This window comes from Embleya sp. NPDC050493, from assembly GCF_044458105.1.
Lineage (GTDB): Bacteria > Actinomycetota > Actinomycetes > Streptomycetales > Streptomycetaceae > Embleya.
Window position 1 is genome coordinate 206,024 of the sequence record NZ_JBITHP010000017.1, and the last position, 20,090, is coordinate 226,113.

Annotated in this window: 18 protein-coding genes; 6 read left to right on the plus strand and 12 right to left on the minus strand. The window is 71.5% G+C overall.

Annotation, left to right across the window (positions count from 1 at the left end; genetic code table 11):
• Window positions 1-261: 261 nt before the first annotated feature.
• The 5 genes from ACIBM5_RS29335 to ACIBM5_RS29355 all read right to left on the minus strand — a co-directional run bounded on the left by ACIBM5_RS29335 (window position 262) and on the right by ACIBM5_RS29355 (window position 6,264).
• On the minus strand, window positions 262-1,650 hold the full coding sequence (locus ACIBM5_RS29335; RefSeq protein ID WP_396009526.1) for an NAD(P)/FAD-dependent oxidoreductase: 1,389 nt from the start codon (window positions 1,648-1,650) through the stop codon (window positions 262-264).
• Between the two features lie 94 nt (window positions 1,651-1,744).
• Window positions 1,745-2,338 carry a YbhB/YbcL family Raf kinase inhibitor-like protein gene (locus ACIBM5_RS29340; RefSeq protein WP_396009527.1) on the minus strand — a complete coding sequence of 198 codons (594 nt, stop codon included), beginning with the start codon at window positions 2,336-2,338 and terminating at the stop codon, window positions 1,745-1,747.
• Window positions 2,339-2,525: 187 nt separating this feature from the next.
• Window positions 2,526-3,701: an MFS transporter gene (locus tag ACIBM5_RS29345; RefSeq protein ID WP_396009528.1), complete on the minus strand. Its 1,176-nt coding sequence runs from the start codon at window positions 3,699-3,701 to the stop codon at window positions 2,526-2,528.
• 126 nt (window positions 3,702-3,827) lie between these two features.
• Complete coding sequence (locus tag ACIBM5_RS29350; protein ID WP_396009529.1) at window positions 3,828-4,679, minus strand: PIG-L deacetylase family protein; 852 nt, start codon at window positions 4,677-4,679, stop codon at window positions 3,828-3,830.
• 178 nt (window positions 4,680-4,857) lie between these two features.
• Entirely contained in the window at window positions 4,858-6,264 is a 1,407-nt protein-coding gene (locus ACIBM5_RS29355; RefSeq protein WP_396009530.1) for a glycosyltransferase, read from the minus strand.
• Between the two features lie 643 nt (window positions 6,265-6,907).
• On the opposite strand from ACIBM5_RS29355, the gene tap reads away from it, so the two are divergent.
• Window positions 6,908-9,307, plus strand: coding sequence for a telomere-associated protein Tap (gene tap / locus ACIBM5_RS29360; protein ID WP_396009531.1), 2,400 nt, complete (start codon window positions 6,908-6,910; stop codon window positions 9,305-9,307).
• 8 nt (window positions 9,308-9,315) lie between these two features.
• Window positions 9,316-9,879, plus strand: a complete 564-nt coding sequence (gene tpg, locus ACIBM5_RS29365; protein WP_396009533.1) for a telomere-protecting terminal protein Tpg — start codon at window positions 9,316-9,318, stop codon at window positions 9,877-9,879.
• A 70-nt stretch (window positions 9,880-9,949) separates the two neighbouring features.
• Here the strand turns inward: tpg and ACIBM5_RS29370 are convergent, their stop codons facing one another.
• Together ACIBM5_RS29370 and ACIBM5_RS29375 are read right to left on the minus strand one after the other, a co-directional pair.
• The gene (locus tag ACIBM5_RS29370) at window positions 9,950-10,540 is read right to left on the minus strand and encodes a hypothetical protein (protein WP_396009534.1); all 591 of its coding nucleotides are present in this window, start codon (window positions 10,538-10,540) and stop codon (window positions 9,950-9,952) included.
• Window positions 10,541-10,625: 85 nt separating this feature from the next.
• Window positions 10,626-10,970: a VOC family protein gene (locus ACIBM5_RS29375; RefSeq protein ID WP_396009535.1), complete on the minus strand. Its 345-nt coding sequence runs from the start codon at window positions 10,968-10,970 to the stop codon at window positions 10,626-10,628.
• Window positions 10,971-11,162: 192 nt separating this feature from the next.
• On the opposite strand from ACIBM5_RS29375, the gene bla reads away from it, so the two are divergent.
• Window positions 11,163-12,113 carry a class A beta-lactamase gene (gene bla / locus ACIBM5_RS29380; protein WP_396009548.1) on the plus strand — a complete coding sequence of 317 codons (951 nt, stop codon included), beginning with the start codon at window positions 11,163-11,165 and terminating at the stop codon, window positions 12,111-12,113.
• Between the two features lie 161 nt (window positions 12,114-12,274).
• Here the strand turns inward: bla and ACIBM5_RS29385 are convergent, their stop codons facing one another.
• On the minus strand, window positions 12,275-13,006 hold the full coding sequence (locus ACIBM5_RS29385) for a dienelactone hydrolase family protein (RefSeq protein WP_396009536.1): 732 nt from the start codon (window positions 13,004-13,006) through the stop codon (window positions 12,275-12,277).
• A 386-nt stretch (window positions 13,007-13,392) separates the two neighbouring features.
• Between ACIBM5_RS29385 and ACIBM5_RS29390 the strand changes: the two genes are divergently transcribed.
• Complete coding sequence (locus tag ACIBM5_RS29390) at window positions 13,393-13,614, plus strand: hypothetical protein (protein WP_396009537.1); 222 nt, start codon at window positions 13,393-13,395, stop codon at window positions 13,612-13,614.
• Between the two features lie 330 nt (window positions 13,615-13,944).
• On the opposite strand, the gene ACIBM5_RS29395 is transcribed toward ACIBM5_RS29390, so the two are convergent.
• Window positions 13,945-14,376, minus strand: coding sequence for an ester cyclase (locus ACIBM5_RS29395; RefSeq protein WP_396009538.1), 432 nt, complete (start codon window positions 14,374-14,376; stop codon window positions 13,945-13,947).
• Between the two features lie 243 nt (window positions 14,377-14,619).
• Window positions 14,620-15,042 (minus strand): hypothetical protein, encoded by a 423-nt coding sequence (locus ACIBM5_RS29400; protein ID WP_396009539.1) that lies wholly within the window; start codon window positions 15,040-15,042, stop codon window positions 14,620-14,622.
• An 880-nt stretch (window positions 15,043-15,922) separates the two neighbouring features.
• Between ACIBM5_RS29400 and ACIBM5_RS29405 the strand changes: the two genes are divergently transcribed.
• Window positions 15,923-16,270: a MerR family transcriptional regulator gene (locus ACIBM5_RS29405; protein WP_396009540.1), complete on the plus strand. Its 348-nt coding sequence runs from the start codon at window positions 15,923-15,925 to the stop codon at window positions 16,268-16,270.
• A gap of 1,047 nt (window positions 16,271-17,317) precedes the next feature.
• Here ACIBM5_RS29405 and ACIBM5_RS29410 read toward each other — a convergent pair.
• Window positions 17,318-18,037: a TetR/AcrR family transcriptional regulator gene (locus tag ACIBM5_RS29410; RefSeq protein WP_396009541.1), complete on the minus strand. Its 720-nt coding sequence runs from the start codon at window positions 18,035-18,037 to the stop codon at window positions 17,318-17,320.
• A gap of 76 nt (window positions 18,038-18,113) precedes the next feature.
• Between ACIBM5_RS29410 and ACIBM5_RS29415 the strand changes: the two genes are divergently transcribed.
• Entirely contained in the window at window positions 18,114-19,091 is a 978-nt protein-coding gene (locus ACIBM5_RS29415) for an alpha/beta fold hydrolase (RefSeq protein WP_396009542.1), read from the plus strand.
• 309 nt (window positions 19,092-19,400) lie between these two features.
• Here ACIBM5_RS29415 and ACIBM5_RS29420 read toward each other — a convergent pair.
• A partial coding sequence (locus ACIBM5_RS29420) for a carbohydrate-binding protein (RefSeq protein WP_396009543.1) occupies window positions 19,401-20,090 on the minus strand: 690 nt, incomplete at its 5' end.

Below are 20,090 nucleotides of genomic sequence, written 5' to 3' on the forward strand. Positions count from 1 at the left end.
CCACGCCGGCCCCGCCCGCGGCCGAGACGCCGTACGCCCCCCCCTCGAGGGGAGCCTCCCCCCCCGCCCCCCCCCGCGCCGGGCCCGCCACCCCCCCCCCGGCGGCGGGCACGGCCGCGCGTGCGAGGACTCCGGCCGGCGATCCCGGCCCGAGGAAACCGGCCGACCGAGGAGGTCATGGCGGCCGATCGCCCGATACGGCGCCACCACGTGACCGTGCCGCCGATCCATTCACGCCCCTGCCGCGGCCGGACGGTCCGGTCAGGAGGCGAGGAGCCGCAGCAGGCTCTCGCGGTCGGGTCCCGGCATGCCCGGCGTGTCCGTGGATTCGGGCGGCGCGATGTCGATCCTCTCCCGGATCTCCGGTCGTGCGAGCACCTCTCGGGGGAGCGCCAGGCACGTTGCCGTCTCCAGGAGGGCGCGGAAGACCTCGGCGTCGCGAAACGCCGCGGCGCCGAACGGGCTCGGCGTGGGGGCGGGGGCGGCGGTCCGGTCGGGGGACATCGCCGCGGCGCGGTCGCGGTCCGCCCGGATCTGGTCGTGATGGAACGGCGTGACGACCCGTTCGGTGGCCTCGTCCCAGGCGAGCGGGAAACCGGCCGGGTCGTCGGCGCATCGGCGCACCACGTCACGCAGCAGTTGGGCATGTACCAGGCCGACGCTCAGCCCTCGGGCGGCGGTGGGATTGGTACATGCCCACGCGTCGCCGACCGCCGCGAAGCCGGTGGCCACCGGGCGGCCCTCCACCACGAACCGACGTCGACGGTCCAGGATGCCCGCCATCACCACGATGTCGGTGACCGGTGTGCCGTCCAACCAGTGGGCCTGGGCCGGACAGGCTCGAACCACCCGGGTGAAGCATTCGGGCTCGCGCAGCGCCTTGAGCGGCGCATCGCCGGCCGTGGCGACCACGGTGACCGACCACGTGTCGTTGTCGCCGGGAATGGTCAGCAGCGAGAAGGTGTCGTAGGGCGTATACGGCGCGCCCCGCCGGACGGGCTGTCGCGGACCGGTGAAGTAGCGCGTGTAGTAGGCGAATCCGCCGTCCTCCGACTCGACGAGCGGAGCCGGCGCCCCGATCTCGGTCAGCAGGCGCGTCGAGGCGGTCCGGCGGCCGGTCGCGTCGATCACCAGGTCGGCGTGGAACTCGATGCCTTCGCAGGTGCGTATGCCGCTCACGTGCGTGATGCCCGGGAGGATCGGCGCGCCGGTGAGCAGGCCGACGATCCTGCTGCCCCGATGCACGCGAATCCCGGCGGCGACGGCGGCCGACGCGAACACCGCCTCGACGACGGGACGTCGGCCGGTGAGGAAGCGGAAGCGGTCGTCGTCGGGCCGGGGGACGTAGTCGGCGACGCTCGGGGGCAGCGGGTGCAAGGCGTTGCCCTCGAAGCAACCGGCCGCCACGAGCAGGTCGATCACCTCGGGCAGCTCCTCGGCGAGCACTCGACGAAACCGGGGCAGCAGGTTGTGCGGCTGGCGAAACTGGGCCACGCCCCGACGCCGCCACGCCGTCCACGCCTGCGCGGGATCATCCGGTGGAACGGAGGGGTCACTTTCGTACACGGTCACTTCGTGTCCGTCGCGCGCCAGCATCAGGGCCGTGGCCAGACCGACCACGCCGGCGCCGCAGATGACGACCGATGCCATCGGGCCTCCTCGTGCCTCCGTCGATGCGACACGGTGGCACGCGAACGGTCGGCGTCGCGACCCGTTTTCCCGCTCCGCACGGCAGGCGGCGGGCCTACGACTCGCCGCTGATCCTGGCGGAGGCGATCGAGGCGGCGGCGATCACCCTGGCGGCGGTGCGGGTCGAGGAGGCGGAGTTCAGCTCGGTCAGCGACGTCCGGTCGAGCGCGTGGACGACGAACTCGTAGGTGTTCACCGTCGAGGGCGAGCAGGGCCCCTGGTAGCCGTACAGGCTCGCACTTCCGCGGTAGTAGACCTGCCGGGCTCCGGCGGGGACCGAGGGCCGGTAGGCGTGGTCGACGTTCTGGGGGAGCGAGGTCGTGCCCACCGGGATGTCGTAGACGACCCAGTGAATGAGGTCGGCGTTGTCGAGGTCGCGCATGACGATCGCGTAGCTCTTGGCCGCGGCCGGGGCGCCCGACCAGGTCAGGGGTGGGGATTCGTTCTTCTTGGCGGGGTCGTTGCCGCCGCCGCTGGTGCACTCGTGGATCTTGGGGATGACGCCGCCGTCGGCGAAGGCGGCGCTGGAGAGGGCGAACGCGCTACGGCCTGCCGGCGACGTCGGGGCGAGCGACGAGGCGGCGGCGGGTGGGAGGCCGACCGCCCACGTGACGAGCAGGGCGGACAGCACGATCCGTGTGCTTTTCACTGGAGGCTCCCGAGGATACTTTTGGTCCCTTGGTCCCTTGGTCCCTTGGTCCATCCGTGGGCGTGCGGTGGAACCAGCGTATGGATGCGCGAACTCCGGCGGCCAATATCACTTTTCCATGCCAACGAGGTATGTGACGCCGCGGTGATCGTCCGAGCCGGGTCGCCGGCGTCCCGGACGCGTCCTTTCAGGCGCGTTCGTCGGCCTGCGGTGCCGCGGGGGTGGTGTCCGGATGCCGTCCGCCGGGGTGCGCGGGGTCGGCGGACAGGAGTCCGGCGAGGGATGCGGCGACGAGCGCGAGTACGGGGAGCAGGAGCAGGGCCAGGCGGAGTGTGACGTGGCCGGCGAGGAAACCGACGAGCGGCGGCCCGGCGAGGAAGGCCAGGTAGCCGGTGGTGGAGACGGTGGCGACCGCCGGGCCCGGGGCGTCGGGGAACTGCCGGCCGACGCCGCCGACCACGAGGGGGAACGAACACGCGATGCCCAGACCGACGGCCGCGAAGGCCGGCACCACCACCCACGGGGTGGGCGCGGCGATCGCGATCGCCGCGGCGGATCCGGTCGCCAGGGCGCCGAAACGCACGATACGAACCGGGCCGAAACGTGCCGCGGCGCGGTCGCCGGTGAGCCGCCCGAGCGTCATCGCCAGGGCGAAGACCACGTAGCCCGCGCCCGACACCCCGGGCTGCGCGTGCACCGAATCCGCGAGGTAGACCGTGCCCCAATCGGTGATCACCCCCTCGATGAGCAGCACGGACAACCCGAGCAGGCTGAGCCACGGCAGGCGCCCGCGTGGTCCGAGCGTGCCCCGGCCGACGGAGCGCGTCCGCGACCGGGAAACGTGGTGGGCGGACGGCCGCAGCACCGCGGCGGCCGGTACCGAGGCGGCCAGGCCCACGGCGGCGGTCACCAGGAACTGTGTGTCCGGACGCACTCCGGCCGCCGCCGCGGCCGTGCCGATCAGGGCGCCGGCGAGCGCACCCGCGCTGTAGAGACCGTGGAACGACGAGATGCCGGAGTGCGCCGCGCCGCGTTCGCCGTCGACGGCGTGGGTGTTCATGGCCACGTCGAGTGCGCCCACGGCGGCGCCGAGAGCCGCGAGGGCGAGGGTGAGTGGGACCATCCCGTCGGCCGGCGCGAGCAGGGCGATTGCCGACGCGTAGGCCGGCAGTGCGACACGCGTGACGATCCGGCTGCCGAATCGGTCGACCACGGTGCCGGCCACCCGCATCGCCGGGATCGAACCGAGTGCGACGCCGAGCAGCGCGATGCCCAACTGCCCGTCCGAAAGCCGGAGATCGGCCTTGACCTGCGGGATGCGCGGCGCCCAACTCGCCAGGATCGATCCGTTGAGGAAGAACACGGCGTACAGCCCCCGGCGTCCGGCGCGCGATCGGCGCTCCCCGGTCCGGCGTCGGTGCGACCGGAGGCGGGGGGTGGGTACCGCGTCGGCTCGGATGCGCATGGGGTTCCGTTCGCTCACGGGGTCTCACGCCCCGGCTCGGCGGTGCTCGTCGGTCGTCTCGCCGGCTCGGGCCGCGTCGTCCGGGGCGGGCATGGTACGGGCGATCCACGGCAGTTCCAGGTCGGCCGCGGTGGTCGGCGGATGGGCCCGCGTACCGGTGAACGCCTCCGCGTGGGCGACGCCCGCCTCGCCGCCGCGCAGAGCGGATTGCCGCCGGGCCAGATCCACGAAGTCCCGGCCGGCACGCCGGCGGCGACGGTCGTTCTGGCTCTGGTGGCACGACACCATGGCCTCCTTGGTCGGCATCGTGTCCGTGATGTCGACCCACAGGTCCGGCGTACCCGCGTTCGCGCCGGTCAGGGTATCCATGTGGAACATGCCCGGCACCGCGCCGAGGGCGGGGTGATCGGTTTCGATGCCTGGCTCGCGCGCCAGCAGCCGCGCGGCGCTCGCCAGGGCACTCGCGGCGCGATGGTCGGGGTGATAGTCCTCGGGGTGATGTGCGAAGAGCAGGTCGGGGCGGGCACGGCGCAGCAGGTCCACGACGAGCAGTCGGGTCTCGGGGGTGTCGTAGAGGAAGCCGTCCGGCAGGCCGAGCATGATCGGATCGGCTCCCAGCAACGACGCGGCTTCGCGGGCTTCGCGGGCCCGGACGCCGACCATCGCGGCGGACCGGGTGGTTCGTGTGCTGGGCCGGGCGCTTCGTGTGGCCGATCCGCTGGTTCGTGCGGCGGACCCGGTCGTGTGTGTGGTGGGCGCGCCGTTCGTCAGGATGGCGATGCTCACGTGGGCGCCTCGTGCCCGGTAGCGCGCGAGGGTTCCGGCGCACAGCAGTTCGACATCGTCGGGGTGGGCGCCGAGGGCGAGAATGCGCATGGGGATCGGTCCTTGGTGGTGTGGCGTGGCGTGGCGTGGTGGCAGGGGCAGTGGACCTGGACGTGGTGGCCGTGGTGGAGGAAGGCGTGGAGGGGGTCGGGGCCCGGGGCTTGTCCGGCGCGGGAGTTCCGGTCCGGACTACGGTTGCGCGGTGTGTCCGCGCCCGGTCCGCCGTGGCCTACGCGACTTCGGAGAGAATCCGGGCCAGGCCCAGCACGCCGCTGTCGGCGAGGAAGCGTCCGCGTACGTGCCGTCGTCCGTTCTCGCCCAACTCCCGGGCGTACGCCGGATCGGCGAGCAGTCGGTCGACCCAGGCGCCGAGCCCGGACAGATCACGAGCGTGCGCCAACAGCAGCCCGGATCGGCCGTGTTCGATCTGCTGCCGAATGCCGCCCACGGGTGAGGCGACGACGGGTCGCCCCTTCCACGCGGCCTCGGACACGGTCAGCCCGAATCCCTCCGCGAGGCTCTTCTGGATCACCACGGTCGAGCACCTCTGGATGGCGTTGATCGTCAGCGCGTGCTCGGTGGGATGATCGGTGGGGATCTGCACCAGATGCACCCGACCCCGTCGGCCCGGCCGACGCTCGCGGGCCTCGCGGCACTCCGCGAGCACCTGTTCGGCCTGCGGATCGCCGGCCGCCCTGGGTCCCACCAGCAGCAGGTGGGCGCCGAAGTCCGGGTCGACATGGTCGGTGAACGCCTCGATCACACCCGGGATGTCCTTGACCCGGTCCCATCGACTCACCTGCGTCACGAGCGGTGTACCCATCGGCAACGGTCCGGCTTCGCGGTCGATCCGAGCCGGATGGCGAAGCGGCAACTCGGCGAAGGCATCGCCGATTCCCGACCCGGTCGGGTCCGGCCGGGGCTGCCGGTAGACCCCGATGCGTGCCATCAGTCGCGACGCCTCCACGGCGGGGTGCAGCGGGAGGTTCTTCGGTGCCAGCGGATTGATGGACGGCGACAGGATACGGATCGGCGCATCCGGGAGCCCCGCGGGCAACGCCCCGTCGTACGAGGCGATGAAGCCGTGCGCGGCGGCCAGGTACCGACGCAGGAAGGCCCATGCGGGGAGCGCCGGTTCGGCGTGCAGGGGAGTGCCGACGTGGCACTGCCACAACACGACGCACCCGGCGTCGCGCAGGTACGGGATCAGGCCGGCCGTCTGGTGATCGTGCAGGACGACCACGCTGCGCCGACCCACGACGCCGAGCAGCCGCTGCGCGGCGGCGCGGGTCACCTGTTCGTACAGGGCCCGTCCGGCTTCCGGGTCCGGCGGGTCCTCGTGTTCGTTGGCGGGCACTCCGCACAACCGGTAGTAGAGCGCCTTGGTGAAGACGCGGAACGCTCGGCTGCCCTCGATCGTGGCCCAACGGGTGTCGATACCCGCACCGCGTAGGTGCGGCAGGGTGGTGCGGAGGAGTTCGGCGACCCCGCCGCGTGTCGGATTGTCGCTGACATGCCACACCTCGCGCCCGTCGAGGCGCCTACGGGCCTCGCACAGGGCGGTCCGCACCTCGGCCAACCGGGGTGCGCCGACGAGGTGTTCGAGGTGGGACAGGGGTATCGCCGGCAGCAGCACCTCGGGGAGCGGAGCGGCCGCAGCGGGAGGCGGGGCGGGCGAGACCGGGGCGCGGCGCCGAGCCGGGTTCGAGCCGGGGTTCGGGCCGGGGTTCGGGTTCGGGGTCGGGCTGGGGTTCGGGTTCGGGTTCGGGTTCGGTGTGACGGTATTCGTGGAACGGCCGACGGGGCGCGGAAGAGGCGGTCCGTGCGGGCACCCGGTGTGGTTCATGGTGGTTGCCTTGCTTGCTCTGTAGGGACGGAAGTGGCGGTGGGCTCGGGAGCGGGACGGCGCGCGGCCCTTCGGCCACGATTGCGATCCCTGGTTCGGCCTCGGATCGGTGGCTCCGGATTCGGTGGCTCCGGATTCGGAACCGGGCCCGATCACATCGCCTGCCATCGACGATCGCCGCTCGGTTGTCCCGGGCGCCTGAGTCCGCTGTCCCCGGCCGGTCCCACCCTCGGCCCGAAGCGGCCGGCGTCAACCGGACCGTCGAGTCGGCGTGGTCGCCCGGGCGGCCGGGTGGCCGTCGATCGGCACCGCCGGCTGTCGGCTGCGGGGTGACGAGATTCGATCCATCCAACTATATGGATGTCAGATTCGATGTCGGATCAGGTAAATTTAAGAGCAAGGATCGTGATAGAATCCCGCTCGGAGGTGAGTCGTGACAGACGGACTGTTCGATGCGGTCGACGCCCTGCTGAACCAGATCGACCAGGGTGACCTGCCGGCGCCCGCCGAGCGTGCGCGGCTGCGCCGGGCGGCACGGCTGACCCAGCGTCAGGTTGCCGACGCCCTCGGTGTGCAACGCGTGACGATCGTGGCCTGGGAGTCCGGCCGCACCGACCCCCGACCTCCGCAGCGTCAGGCCTACGCCCGACTCCTCAACGGCCTCGCTCAGCGTTTCCCCGGCACGGACCAGGATCGGGAGCAGACCGCGGACGCCGGCGGGGTCGCTCCCGGCGATTCCGCCGCCGGCCGGGACGAACCCGCGCCGGCGGCGCCTGCGGAGGCCGTCGAAGCCGAAGCGGTTCCACCCGCAGACCCTGCGGCCGATCCGGACCATGCCGCGTCGGCCGAGCCCGTCTCCGCCGCAACCGCCCCGGCCGGTGAGGCAGGGTCGCCCGCACGCCCTGCGCCCGATCCGAGACCCGCCGGCGGCCTGACGGCCGCCGCGCCCTGGGCCCGCACCTCGCCGCCCGCCGCCTCGCCGCCTGCCGCCCGGCCACCCTCCGCCCCGGTGTCGGTCGCCCCGGTGCCGGCCGCGTCGGGGCCGGCGACGGTGTCCGGCCCGTCGGTGTCGACGCCCCGTCCCGTCGCGGCCCCCGCCCCGGGCGGTGCGACGGCGAAATCGCCGGCCCGGTCCCGGCCGGCCGCCGGGACCGACCAGGCCCCCCAGGAGGCACAGGCCGCCCGGTTCCCGGCCGGCCCGCTGGCGGTCCTGGACGCCGAAGGCAAGACGCTCCGCGCCCACCTGGTCGACGGCCGCGTCCTGCCGTGCCCGGTGAAGTCGTTGCCCGCGCTGGTCGCCTGGGCCCTGGACGCGGGCCTTGGGGCGGAGCGGCTGCACCGCGCCGGCCGCGACGCCGACCCGCTGCTCGTGCTCACCTCGGCCGCCGCCGAACGCCTGGGCGTACCGGCCGAGTTGACAGACCGCCGCAACCTGCGCCTGCCGGAGGACGACGCCCTGGTCAAGCAGGTCACCAAGGACGGCTGGCGGTTGACCCGGCGCGGTTTCGGCCCCTGGACCAAGGTCTACCGTCCCCTCGCCGACGGCGGCCGTCGGCAGTGCGTGCAGTTCGCGTTCCTGGGCTGGGACGCGCTCGACACCCGCTCCTGGGGCGACGCGGCCACGCTGCCCGCGCCCGAACTCGCCGGGCTGCTCGGCGCCTACGCCGCCCGCGTGGTCACCCCCCGCGGCTCCACCGCCGTCGCCGGCCTCGCCCTGATGACCGAGCTGCGCCCGCCGACCCAGGCCGTCAAGGACGAGGCCGGCGGCACGTGGCGTTCGGGTCCGGTGGCGGGTTCGCTGACCGAGGTCGTGGACCCCGCGCCGCCCGAGGCCCCGGACGAGCACCCGGTCGCGCAGACCCGCGCGGCCGGCGAGGTCCTGGTCGAGGAGGCGTACGACTGGCACCGCCCGATCCACCTGGTCGGCGACGACGAGGGCAACCTCGAACACGCCGTCGGCCTCGACGTCAACGCCGCCTTCCTCGCCGCCGCCTCCAGGCTGCCGGTGGGCCTGGGCGCACCGGTCCACGTGGACGCGCCCACGTTCGACAAGAAGATGCCCGGCTGCTGGTACGTCGACCTCTCCGGCATCGAGATCGACCCACGCCTGCCGAACCCGTTCACCCCCACCGGCCTGCGCCCGACCGGGCCCGGCTGGTACGCCACGCCCACCGTCGCCTACGCGGCCGAACTCGGCGCCGCCATCGACCCGTTCGAGGCCTGGATCCGCCCGGACCGCGGCGCGTACCTCGACCCCTGGTACACCCGCCTGCGCGACGCCTACCTGACCACCATGGCCGACCTCGGCGTCACTCCCGACCTGGACGAGGCCGCGTTCCTGGCCGCCATGGCCGGCCACAAGCAGGTCGACCCGGCCCGCGCGATCGTCCTGGCCGCGATCAAGGCCACCGTCAAGGGCGGCATCGGCAAACTCCGCGAACGCCCCCAGGGCGCCCGCTACCGCCCCGGCGATCGCTGGCCCGCCCTGGAACGCCCCACCTGGCGCCCCGACATCCGCGCCGCCGTCATCGCCAACGCCCGGGTCGGCATGCACCGCAAGATGCGCAAACTCGCCACCGTCGCCGACCTGTACCCCATCGCCGTACTCTCCGACTGCGTCGTCTACCCCGCCGCCGGCCCCTCCCCGCTGGATGTGCTCCCGCGCGGCGCCGACGGCAAGCCGGTCCCCGGCGGCTTCCGCCTCGGCGTAAGCCCCGGCATGGTCAAACACGAGGGCACCCGCCCCCTCGAATGGGCCCTGGGCCTGCTCGTCGAAGGACAGAACCCGGCCCGGCACATCAAGGGCGTCGACGCCGTCGCCGAAGGCGAATAGGAGCACCCGTGGGCAAGATCGCCGACGGCCTCGACCAGGCCGCCCAGCACGTCCTCACCCGCAACCCGCCCCGATCCACCAAAGCCCGCATCCGCTTCCTGGTGAGCAAGCACCAGGGCCGCACCCGCAACGTCGCCCGACTCCTCGGCGTCAGCCAACGCACCATCGAGCGCTACCTCAAGGGCGACCGCAAGAACCCGCCCCCGCCCGTCAACGCGAAGATCGATGCCGAGGTCCGGCGCCTGTGGCAACCCCGGGTCAGGCGGCGCGCCGAGCAGCGCGCGGCCGCCGCCGGCGGCGTGATCGTCGAAACGCGGGCCCGGTTCGGATTCTCCTCGGCGGCCGGCTCCACCGACGACCCCCGTATGCGCCGCATCACCCAGCCCCTGCCCCCCACCCGCGCGCGGCAGCTGTTCGACGCTCACCACGCCGGAGCCTCCGAACGCGACCTGGAGCGCATCGTCGCCGCGGGCCTGGGCGAGGCGTACTTCCAGGACCAGGGCACCCGGGCCGACGACCTCGACGTCACCGTCACCGACGTCGACTACATCGAGTTCGACCTGCGTGGCTGAGACCCGACGACCCTGCCCCGTCGTGCTCCTTGTGCCGACGCACGACGGGTCGGTGACGGTGTCCCGCACCTCACACCTGTTGCCCGTCGGGGATGACGGCTCCGGCCTCCGCGACAAGGTGTGAGAGTTGGTCACGAATCCGGTCCAGCAGGCCACTCAGGGCCGCATACGGAACCGACCAGTACACGGCGGTGACGGTGAAATTGCCATGCGGTGGTGTCACCTTCTCGGTGAGCGACAGGGCGATCTCCTCCGCGCGTGGGGGAGACACGGCGATGAAGTTGTCGAAGCACGTACGGGCGGCGATCAGACTCTCGATCTCATCGACCCCGTGTCGCAGCGGGACCCGTTCCGGCACCCAGGCGCGACACGCTTCGGGCAACCTGTATTCGTCGACGCGCTCCCCCCTCGTCATCCAGCCGCTCCCCGTGGCGTCGACCTCGAGCCCTTTGGGTGGCGTCTCGACGAGGCGGTAGGCGGGGAGGTCGTCCAGGGCCGCGTCGTCGTATCCCCGCAACTCGCGCCGGGCCCACGTCCGCACCCGCGCGAAGTCCGCGTCGTTCTCCAGGGCGGCGTACCGACGAAGCAGGGACCCGAGCGAAGAGGACTCGTCCGGGATTTTGCGTGTCGGTACGGTCGGCTCTTGCCGGTTCGTCTTCATGGGGAGACATTCTCCGTCCTCATGGTGACACTCGCGGGCGCCCGGGTCGTCCGCGGCACGGCCCCGATGCGGCCGCGGGGCTGCGCTACGTCGCCCGGTTCTCGATCAGCGTGACGCGATTGCCGTCGGGGTCGTGCAGAGCGGCGAACCGTACGCTCTGTCCTGGTTGCACCGGCCCGGCCGGGAGGCCGCGAACGGCGAGGTCGGTCAGCGCCCGGTCCAGGTCGTCCACGGTGAGATTGAGCAGAGTCGAACCGGCGCGCTCGGGGTCTTGGAAGACCTGGACCACGCCGGTGGAGGTGATGTGCCACTCCGCCAGACCCGGCATCGGCCTCGTGTCGGCCGGCCTGTCCAGAAGTTGCGCGTACCAGGCCACCGCTCGTTCGATGTCACGCACCGGAGCAACCGCGAGTACGCCCGTGACGATCATGGTGAAAATTCCTCTCGCCGTATCCGCCGTGCCTTCGTTCCACAGACTTCCCCCGAACGGGAAGCGCACCGCCGACACGCTCGAATGCCTTCTTGCCCGGCCTGTCACCTGCGGTTGGATGGGTGCACGTGTTCGGATCGGCCGAAGGAGGCCCCCTTGGTTTCGCCGCGCATCCGCCCCACCCGTCGCAACATACTTTCCGTCGGCGCCGCGACCACGCTGGGCCTGGTGGTCCCGGCGACCGCGAGCGCGAGTACGAATGTGAGCGGGAACGCGACCGCGAGTACGAACGCGAGCACGGCGTCGGCGGTGGGGCGGGATGCGGAGATCCTCCACCGGCTGCGCCGACTGGAGCAGCAACATGCCGCACGGCTGGGGGTGTTCGCCTTCGACTCGGCCACCGGACGGCACGTGGGCTATCGGGACCAGGAGCGCTTCGCGATCTGCTCGGTGTTCAAGACCGTGCTCGTCGCGGCCGTCCTGCGGGACCTGGATCGGGACGGTACATTCCTCGCCGAGCGCATCCGCTACACCGACCAGGACGTCGCCCGTTCGGGCTACGCGCCGATCACCGGCCGGCCGGAGAATCTCGCCCAGGGCATGACCGTGGCGGACCTGTGCGGGGCGGCCATCACGCACAGCGACAACACCGCGGCCAATCTGCTGCTCCGCGCACTGGGAGGCCGGGCGGGCGAGGCCGCCGGGCCGTATGCGGTCACCCGCTTCTGCCGCTCCGTCGGCGACGTCGTGACCCGCCTGGACCGCCCGGAACCGGACCTGAACTCGGCCGAACCCGGCCGTGACACCGACATCACCAGCCCTCGGGCAATCGCCCGCACCTACGCCCGACTCACCCTGGGCACCGCCCTGGAGCCGGCTGATCGCACCCGCCTCGGCGGATGGCTGCTCGCCAACACCACCGGCGGCAACCGTATCCGCGCCGGCCTGCCACCCCAGTGGAGCGTCGCCGACAAGACCGGCACCGGCGGCTACGGCACCACCAACGACGTGGCGATCGTCCGTCCACCCGGCCGCGACCCGCTCGTCCTGGCCGTGTTCGGCACCAAGCCGGACGCCCACGCACCGGCCGACGAGCCCCTCCTCGCCGAGGCGGCCACCCTCGTCGCGGCACACCTCACCTGACCGCGGCGAGGAACAGCGCTGCACGGCGTGCGCGCGGGCACCCTTGCCCGTTCGTGAACGAGCGTCGGGGCGATGCCCGACGTGTTCGTTCCGGGCGCTTCCCGGACGCGTCGATCGGGAACGGATCCCGATCGACGCGTCGCGGACCACCGGCGGCGGTGTCAGCCGAGATGCCGGGCGAAGAACCTTACCGTGCTGTCCAGTTCGAAGGCCGGGACTTCCCCGTGTCCTCCGGGATTGGCGTGCAGCGTCTTCTCGGCCGAGGCCAAGGCGTCGAACAGCGCCAGGCTCCGGGCCCGAGGCACCCGCTCGTCGTCCCACTGCACCAGGAACTCCACCGGGACGGTGATCCGCGCGGCGGCCTCGGCCGACGCCTGCGCCCCACCGAGGCCCAACACCGCTGCGCGGACCCGCGGTTCGGCGGCGACGAAGGGAACGCCGAGTCCACAACCCAACGAGACGCCCCAATAGCCCACCGGACCGGGGCCGACGCGGTCGAGCCGACGTAGCGCGTCCAGCACCGCCCGCCATTCCGGGACGGTCCGGCGAGCGACGAGTGCCTGGAAGTCGGCGATCAGCGGAGCCAGTTCCGCGCCGGCATCCACGCGAGCCCGGTTCTCGGTCGCGATCCGGTCGTACTCCCGGTCCTTCGGCCGGTCACCATGGCCGGGCACGTCGACGGCAGCAACCGCGAAACCGCACTCGGTCACGAAACGGCGGGCCCGGGCCACGACTTCGGGGGCCTTCTTGTGCTGCCCGCCGCCGTGGCCCAGCAGGATCAGGGGACGAGTACCGGCGGCGCCGTCCGGCGTCCACAGCACGCCGGGGATCTCGCCGAGGGTGAAGAGCTGTTCGGTGACGCCGTCGAACGACGTCTCGAAGGTGAAGCGCATGGCGTGTCAAGCCTTTCGGGTGCCTCCTGCGGGCACTCCCCGGACCCTGCGCGGGAGGGAGTCCCGACCTGTCCCAGCGTTGATCGGTCTCACCTCCTCGGTTCGCAGCGGCCTACGGCGACGCAGAACTTATCACGAAGGGTGCGCGTCGGTGTGCGGGCCGGATGTCTCGGCGGGGCGTCGGTCGCGGTACCCGGAAGGGGCCAGGAGGTTCGCCCGCCAGGCCGGGCCGCGCCGGCACGCGCCGCGGGGCGGGGCGGGTCGTTGCCTGGGTGGTTGGTCTAGACCTTTCCGGTGTTGCGCCCGTAGCATGCGACTGGCATCGCACCATCTCCGACCCGAGCTGACGATCAGGCAGATCGCGTCCAAGCAAAAGGAGTTGGCACGTGAGACAACGCATCGGGCTGCTTGTCGCCGTCGCTGCGGCGGTTTTGTTCCCCATCGGCGCCGCGAGCTCGGCGAGTGCCGCAGGCGAGTTCCATGTGAGCGGCGTCTACACGACGTATGCCGAATGCAACGCGGCGGGTCAGGCGGGCATCCAACTCTGGGGCCCGAACTTCTACTGCACGCCGAGTTCCCAGGGCTGGTTCTACCTCTACACCCACTGATCCACCCGCATCGAGTTCCTCCCGCCCCCCGGCGACCGCCGGGGGAGCGGGACAACGGCCAACCCCCGACAGGAGAGCGTCCGGGAACGGGTGGGCGGGCGGTGACCCCCGGTGGGCAGGGTGTGGGTCACGGCCGCCCTGAGTAGGCGGGCGCGAAGAAGACCGGCACCGTGATGTCCTCGGTGACGCCGAGTACGTCCCGAAGCTGAGTGCGGGCACCCGCAAGTGCTCGACGTAATCGGCGGAACCGTCTGCGTTCACCCCGGCGTGTGCGCCCGACGTGCACGCCGCGTCGGTGCCGGCACCGCCCTCGGCGACGCTCGCTCCCGATCAGGCGCGGGCTTCGGCCGCCAATCCGAATTGTTCGAGAAATGCCATCTGGTCGAAGTACAGCCGGTAGTCGACGATCCGATCGTCCTTGACGGTGGCAACGTCGCAACCGTGGACGCGGATCTCGTTGCCGGTCGGCGGAAGCGTCCGGCCGTCGGGAAGTTTCACCGGGCCGGTGTTGGTCCCGTGGAACCATCCCTCGTCGATCGCGGTGTCACCCGCCTCGTACCGGTGCTCGTGTTCGAATCCGCTGTCCGGTACGGCGACGGCGAATTCGCCCATGTACTCCGCGATGGCGTCCCGACCGCAGAACCGGCCTTCCGGGGTGGTGGCCACCGCGTCCTCCGCGAAGCACTCCGCGATGGATGCGATGTCTCTGGACTCGGTCATCGCCTCGGTGAGCCGATCCATGGCCTCACGTGCGTGTCCCATGACGTACCTCCTGCCGGGTACGGCCCCACCACCATGATCCCTCTCCCGGGGCCCGTGGGCCAGGGCCGGGGCCCTGCCGTCGGTCGACAAGGATCCTCGGGGTGGCGAGGTGCTTCGAGGACGATTTCCGGGGCGGGGACGACCGCGCGGCCCTTCCGGTAAGTTCCGTCCCGGTTCGCCCCGGTGGTTTCGACGTCAGGGAGGGAGCTGTCGAGCGCGGGCGAATGGGGAGTGGGTGCCGGTTCAACGTCCGGCCGGGGCGGTGTCTTCGTCCTGGGGGTGACGCCGGCGCGCCCGGAAGTCCTGGCCCTTTCGGGCGCTCCATGCCATGAGCGCCGTTCTGGCCGGCAGGAGGACGCTACAGGCCGGGAACAAGAGTGCCGGGAACAGCCAGACTTCGACGCCGCTCGCACCCATGGCCATCCGGAGGATCACGGTCCCCACATAGGCGAGGGCTCCGGCGCCGAGCCACCACTTCCACGCACTCCTGCTGGGACCTTCGGTGGGGCGGTTGGGGTTCTCGTCGTCCCGGGTGCTCACCGGCTGCCCCTTCTTCTTGCGCCACAGGGCCCGGACGAGGAAGGCGGCGCCGAATACGGCGAGGACCGCCACCAGGAGCCCCCACTCCGTGGGCGATTCCGGTATCCCCCGGGCGTACTCGTTCACGTCCCCACCTCCGTCGCCGATTCCTGTCGAGCAGGTTGGCCGAACGTCTGCCCCGGAGGGTGAAAGGGCACACCCACACCGGGAGTTCCGGCCGATCGACAGGTGCGGACACCGTGCGCGGCGGCCGGGGGCTTCCGGTGGGCGGTCGTCGAAGGGGTGGGAGAGGTGCCGGTGCTTCGTGGTGGGCGTCGTGTCGGGGGGTGTTCCGGCGCGGCGAGTCGGTCACGGCTCCGCGGGCGGAGCTGTTTTGCGTACCCGACGTGGCGGAAAATCTGTCGTGCCCGGAGTAGACATTGGGAGGATCGGTAGGTATGTTTTCTTCCGTAGCCAAGCGAATCAGTGAGGCGCGACAGAGACGAACTGGCGCGCGTTGTTGAGGGTTCGACAGCAGAGTCCCGGGGCCGTTGGTTGTTCGGCGAGGGTTCCGGAGGCTGGTTGTCGGGCCGAGGAGAACCGAGGGTGGCCCACGGGGCCGCCGTGCATTACGAGCAGTACCGGTAGGACGAGCAGTAAGCAGTAACCGGCAGTATTCGTGGTTCGGTTTTACCCGCAGTGGCAGTACCCGTTGCAGGACGAAGGAACAGGAGAGGAAGGAGCGAACGCCATCCGGATCGCCCGCTCGGCGCGTTGAAGATTTCGGCCGAGTGGGATCCGTGGAGACGCCGGTAGGACAGGTGTCCGCGGTCACGCAATTGCGATCCCCGCACCTGCCCCTCAGGGGGGATGCGGAACGGATAGGTCGACACGTCGGTGTCGGTGGATGGTGTGGATTTCTTTCGGGGCCCTGGTGCCGTACGGCGCCAGGGCCCCTCGACGCGTTTCCGATCGGCTGTGGCGGATGTGAACTCGATGGATGGATGCGAACTCAAGAGAGGCGCCGATGGCTTCCAAATCCCGCTCGACTCCGGCCAAGGCCGACAAGCTCGATGACGACGACTACCCCGCCTACACGATGGGCCGCGCGGCCGAGTTGATCGGCGCATCCCAGGGTTTCCTGCGCGCGATCGGGGAGTACGGTCTGATCACCCCGCTGCGCTCGGAGGGCGGCCACCGCCGCTACTCCCGTTATCAGTTGCGTATTGCCCAGCGTGCCCGTGAACTTGTCGACCAGGGCACCGCCGTCGACGCCGCTTGCCGCATCGTGATTCTCGAGGACCAGTTGGAAGAGGCCCTGCGCCTGAACGCCGAATTGCGCGAGGCGGCCCAGACCGAACCGGACGAGAGCTGACCTGGCGATGACGCTCGGGCGCGGTGCCCCCACGGGGGCGCGCGCCGGCGAGCGGATCGACCCGGCCGTCCGCCGGAACCGCCGGGTCCGGTCGTCCCCCAAAGCCCGCAGGTGTTCGCCCGCCGGCTCCCATGCGACGGCGCTCCGGTCGATGCTTGCCCACTGGGCCCGAGAGGCCCTCGCGACGCCGGGCGTCCGGGCGTCCAGGTGCCAAGGTGCCCGAGGATTACCCACGTCGAGCCGCCCCGCCTGTTCGGCCTCCTCCCGCGACACACGACACACGAACCGTGCCCCCGCCATCGGAATTGCCTGAATCGCTCCGGCGCGCCGATCGGGCCCGTGGCCGCGGCTGCTCTGCCTCGCGATCCGCCTCGGCGGAGCCGAACGTCGACACGGGCGAAAATCTGTCACGCCGAAGGTAGACATTCATGTGGAGCGCGGCTAGCGTTCTCTATGTCGGAACCGAAGGAAACGTCAAACGGACGTGGCAGATGACGAACTGCCCGTGTAGTGGAACATGTCGAGTGATCGTCGGGGCCGGTGTGGGTAAGGGGCTCCGGCGGCGGACCTAGGAAGGATCGTCGGGCAGATCGGGACCGGGAATCGCAGAGGGTTTCGACTGGCGGCGAGGCAGACGCAAACAATCGCAACGCAGCAACCGCAACGCAAGCAATCGCAAACGCAAAATCCGCACGGAGCAATTGCAAGTCAGAGGAGAAGGGAAGGGTTCCAGAGCGCCATCGGATAGCCCGCGATCGGTGACATGGTCGAGCGGGCACCGCGGTCCATCCGAACGAAAGGTGGTCTTCGGTCACGCATAGGCGATCCCCGCATATTCTGCCGCCCCGCGCGGCAGTGCGGATACGACACCGGTCTTCGACCGGTGGATGGTGAGACAACCCGAAACCCCGGACCCCGGTGCCATGGCACCGGGGTCCTCGTCATGAGCGGTGTGAACAGCAGAATCCTTTCGGGACGCCGCCCTCCGCGGCGGCATCGTCCTTTCCTCCGGAGTTCGCGGAGAACAGAGCTCTCAGGGCTTTCGGGTCAGTCGGCGTCGGGGCGGAGAAGGCCGGTGAGGACGCCCGTGACGATGCGGTCGAAGAGGTGTTCCACCGGCTCGTCGTCGTCGGCGCCCTGAGCGGCGAATGCGGCGGCCAGGTGGGGGTGTCGGCCCGATGTCGCGATGTGGGTCAGGTAGGCGGCCTGGGCCTGCTGCCATTGCGGGAGGGTCCGGCCGGCCCGGGCCTGGTTGATCTCCGTGCGGGCGAGTCCGGCGACCACGGCGCTGAGGACGGCGATCGCCTCCAGCTTGGTGCGGGACGGAACCCGGAGGCCGGACAGCGCACCCAGCGCGCATTCGAGATACGCGATGGTGCTCGGCCCGAGTGGGGTTCGGGTGGCGGTCGCGTCGAGAAGCCAGGGGTGGGCGAGGGTGACGCGACGGCTCTCGCGGGCGAGGTCCAGGAGGTCTTCGAGCCAGTCGCCGCCGGGGTGGGGGCGTCGGATCCCGGAGTGCGCGCGGTCGACCATGAGTTCGACGAGTTCCTCGCGCGTGGCGACGTAGCGGTACAGCGAGGCCGGACCCGCGCCGAGGGCGTCGGCCACGGCGCGCATGGTGACGGCGGCGAGGCCGTGGGCGTCGGCGAGGGCCATTCCCGCGGCGGCGAGAGTGTCGCGGTCGTAGCCGGGAGCCGGGCCGCGCGCGGCGCGTTCGGGACGGAGCCAGATGTTGTCGGCCGAGCCCACGACGATGCCTCTTTTCACTGCGAACGATGTATGCAGTATCGTAGCGTCCCAGAACTGCGAACACCGATCGCAGTTGATGCGGAGGAGGGCCACGATGGCTACGACGGCCAGGGATGCCGCACCGGAAGACGCTCCCGCGGCGCGCTCGTGGACGCCGACCCGGTACGCCCACAACGGCAGTGTCGAGATCGCCTACGACCGGCTCGACGGCTCGCGGGGCGAGCCGCTGCTCCTGGTGATGGGCCTGGCGACGGCGCGGTTCTGGTGGCCCGACGGCCTTTCCGGAGCGTTCGCGGACGCCGGATTCGAGGTCGCCCGCTACGACCAGCGGGATGCGGGCGAGTCGACGCGGATGCCGGATACGGCGACGGGCAACCCGTTCAAGGCGCTGTTCGGCAAGCGGGGCGAGGCGTACACGGCCGAGGACATGACGGACGACGCCGTTGCGGTGATGGACGAACTCGGCTGGGAGCGTGTGCACGTCTTCGGTCACTCGATGGGTGGGCTGATCGCCCAGCGGCTCGCGCTGCGGTACCCGGAACGGGTGCTCAGCCTCACCTCGTCGGCCGCGCTTCCGAGCGACGTGTCCGGCCTGGGCGTACTGCGCTACCTGCGCTTCGGGTTCCTGGCGAAGCTCGCGCGCGCCAGGTTCCCCGAAGGCCGTGAGGGGGACATCGAGGCGTCTCTCACGGTGTGGCGAGGGATCGCCTCGCCCGGCTACCCGTTCGACGAGGAGGCGGCCCGCGCGTGGGTCGAGGCGGAGGTCGACAGCGGGCCGCGCGACAAGAAGGCCCAGAGCCGTCAGATCGGCGCACAGTGGCACGGGCCGAAGTTGGCGGAGCTGAGGCACCCCACGCTCGTCCTGCACGGCGAACAGGACCCGATCCTGCGGGTACGCGCCGGCCGCGCCACCGCCCGGGCGATCCCCGGCGCCCGCCTGGTCACCTATCCGGGTGTCGGCCACGACCTGCCCGCGGCGCTGTGGCCCGATGTCGCGGGCGAGGTGGCCCGGGTGGCGGAATCGGGCGGGAGGCGACCCCGGCAGGCCCCGGCTCCCGGGACGCTCGGCTGACCGGGCACACCTGCCGACGTCTGCTCCTGTCTGCCCCGCCCCGGGGAGGGCGCCCCCACGATCGGGGGATCCGCGGTGGGGGCCGGTGCCGCGGCCTTGGAGCATCACGGCGGGTCCTGCTCGTCATGGTCGGCTGGACACTCGCGGGAGCGGCGGCCGGGGTATGGAAGGTCCGCGACCGCGACGCGTGACACCGGTGCCGGCTGCCCGGCTGCCCGGCTGCCCGGCAGGCCGACCTGCGGGCCTGCCGGGCAACACGATCGGGAACGACCGCGGTGTGCGTGCACTACCTGCCGCGTGCGGGTCGGCTCAGCAGGCGCCGAGGTCGACCCAGACGCCCCATTGGCCGGTGGTTCCGGGGACTTCGCCCTGGGTCCACCACTTGGCGCGGTAGGTGTGGCCTTGATAGGAGACCACGCTGCCGTTGGTGTAGACCGAGTCGGCGTTCCAGGCGGGCGCGGTGCACGTGCCCGGTCCGGTGCCGCCGACGGTCAGCGTGTATTGCGCCGTATGGGTGGTGGCGCCGCTGCCGGTCACGGTCACCGTGTACGTACCAGCGGTCGCCGTCGAACTCGCCGACAACTTCAGGGACGAGCTGTTGCCCGACTGGACGGTGGCCGGCGTGAATTGCGCGGTCACCCCGTTGGGCAGGTTCGACGCGGTCAGGGTGACCGATTGCGCCGCACCGCTGGTGGTCGTGGTGCCCACGGTGGTGGTGACGTCCCCGCCGACCGCCACGTTGCCCGAGCTCGGGGTGAGGCTGATCGAGAAGTCGGGGTTGCCCGGCCCACCGTTACAGGTGGGGTCGTTGGGCTGTGCGGGCAGGCTGACGGCGTCCCAGGCGGCCTTGGTCTTGTTGAACAGGGCGCAGGTGGGGTCGAGGGTCTTGGCCGATGTCAGTGTGGTGGTGCGGTACTTCTTGTAGGTCATGCCGCTGGTCTTGAGCAGCATGCCGCCGTAGAAGATCTTCCCGGCCTGTTGGATGCCGACCCCGGTGAG

Excerpts from the sequence above, each read along its gene's own strand:
- ACIBM5_RS29335 (WP_396009526.1), bottom strand. The coding sequence starts at position 1,650 with ATGGCATCGGTCGTCATCTGCGGCGCCGGCGTGGTCGGTCTGGCCACG.
- ACIBM5_RS29350 (WP_396009529.1), bottom strand. The coding sequence starts at position 4,679 with ATGCGCATTCTCGCCCTCGGCGCCCACCCCGACGATGTCGAACTGCTG.
- ACIBM5_RS29370 (WP_396009534.1), bottom strand. The coding sequence starts at position 10,540 with ATGAAGACGAACCGGCAAGAGCCGACCGTACCGACACGCAAAATCCCG.
- ACIBM5_RS29375 (WP_396009535.1), bottom strand. The coding sequence starts at position 10,970 with ATGATCGTCACGGGCGTACTCGCGGTTGCTCCGGTGCGTGACATCGAA.
- ACIBM5_RS29385 (WP_396009536.1), bottom strand. The coding sequence starts at position 13,006 with ATGCGCTTCACCTTCGAGACGTCGTTCGACGGCGTCACCGAACAGCTC.
- ACIBM5_RS29395 (WP_396009538.1), bottom strand. The coding sequence starts at position 14,376 with ATGGGACACGCACGTGAGGCCATGGATCGGCTCACCGAGGCGATGACC.
- ACIBM5_RS29405 (WP_396009540.1), top strand. The coding sequence starts at position 15,923 with ATGGCTTCCAAATCCCGCTCGACTCCGGCCAAGGCCGACAAGCTCGAT.
- ACIBM5_RS29415 (WP_396009542.1), top strand. The coding sequence starts at position 18,114 with ATGGCTACGACGGCCAGGGATGCCGCACCGGAAGACGCTCCCGCGGCG.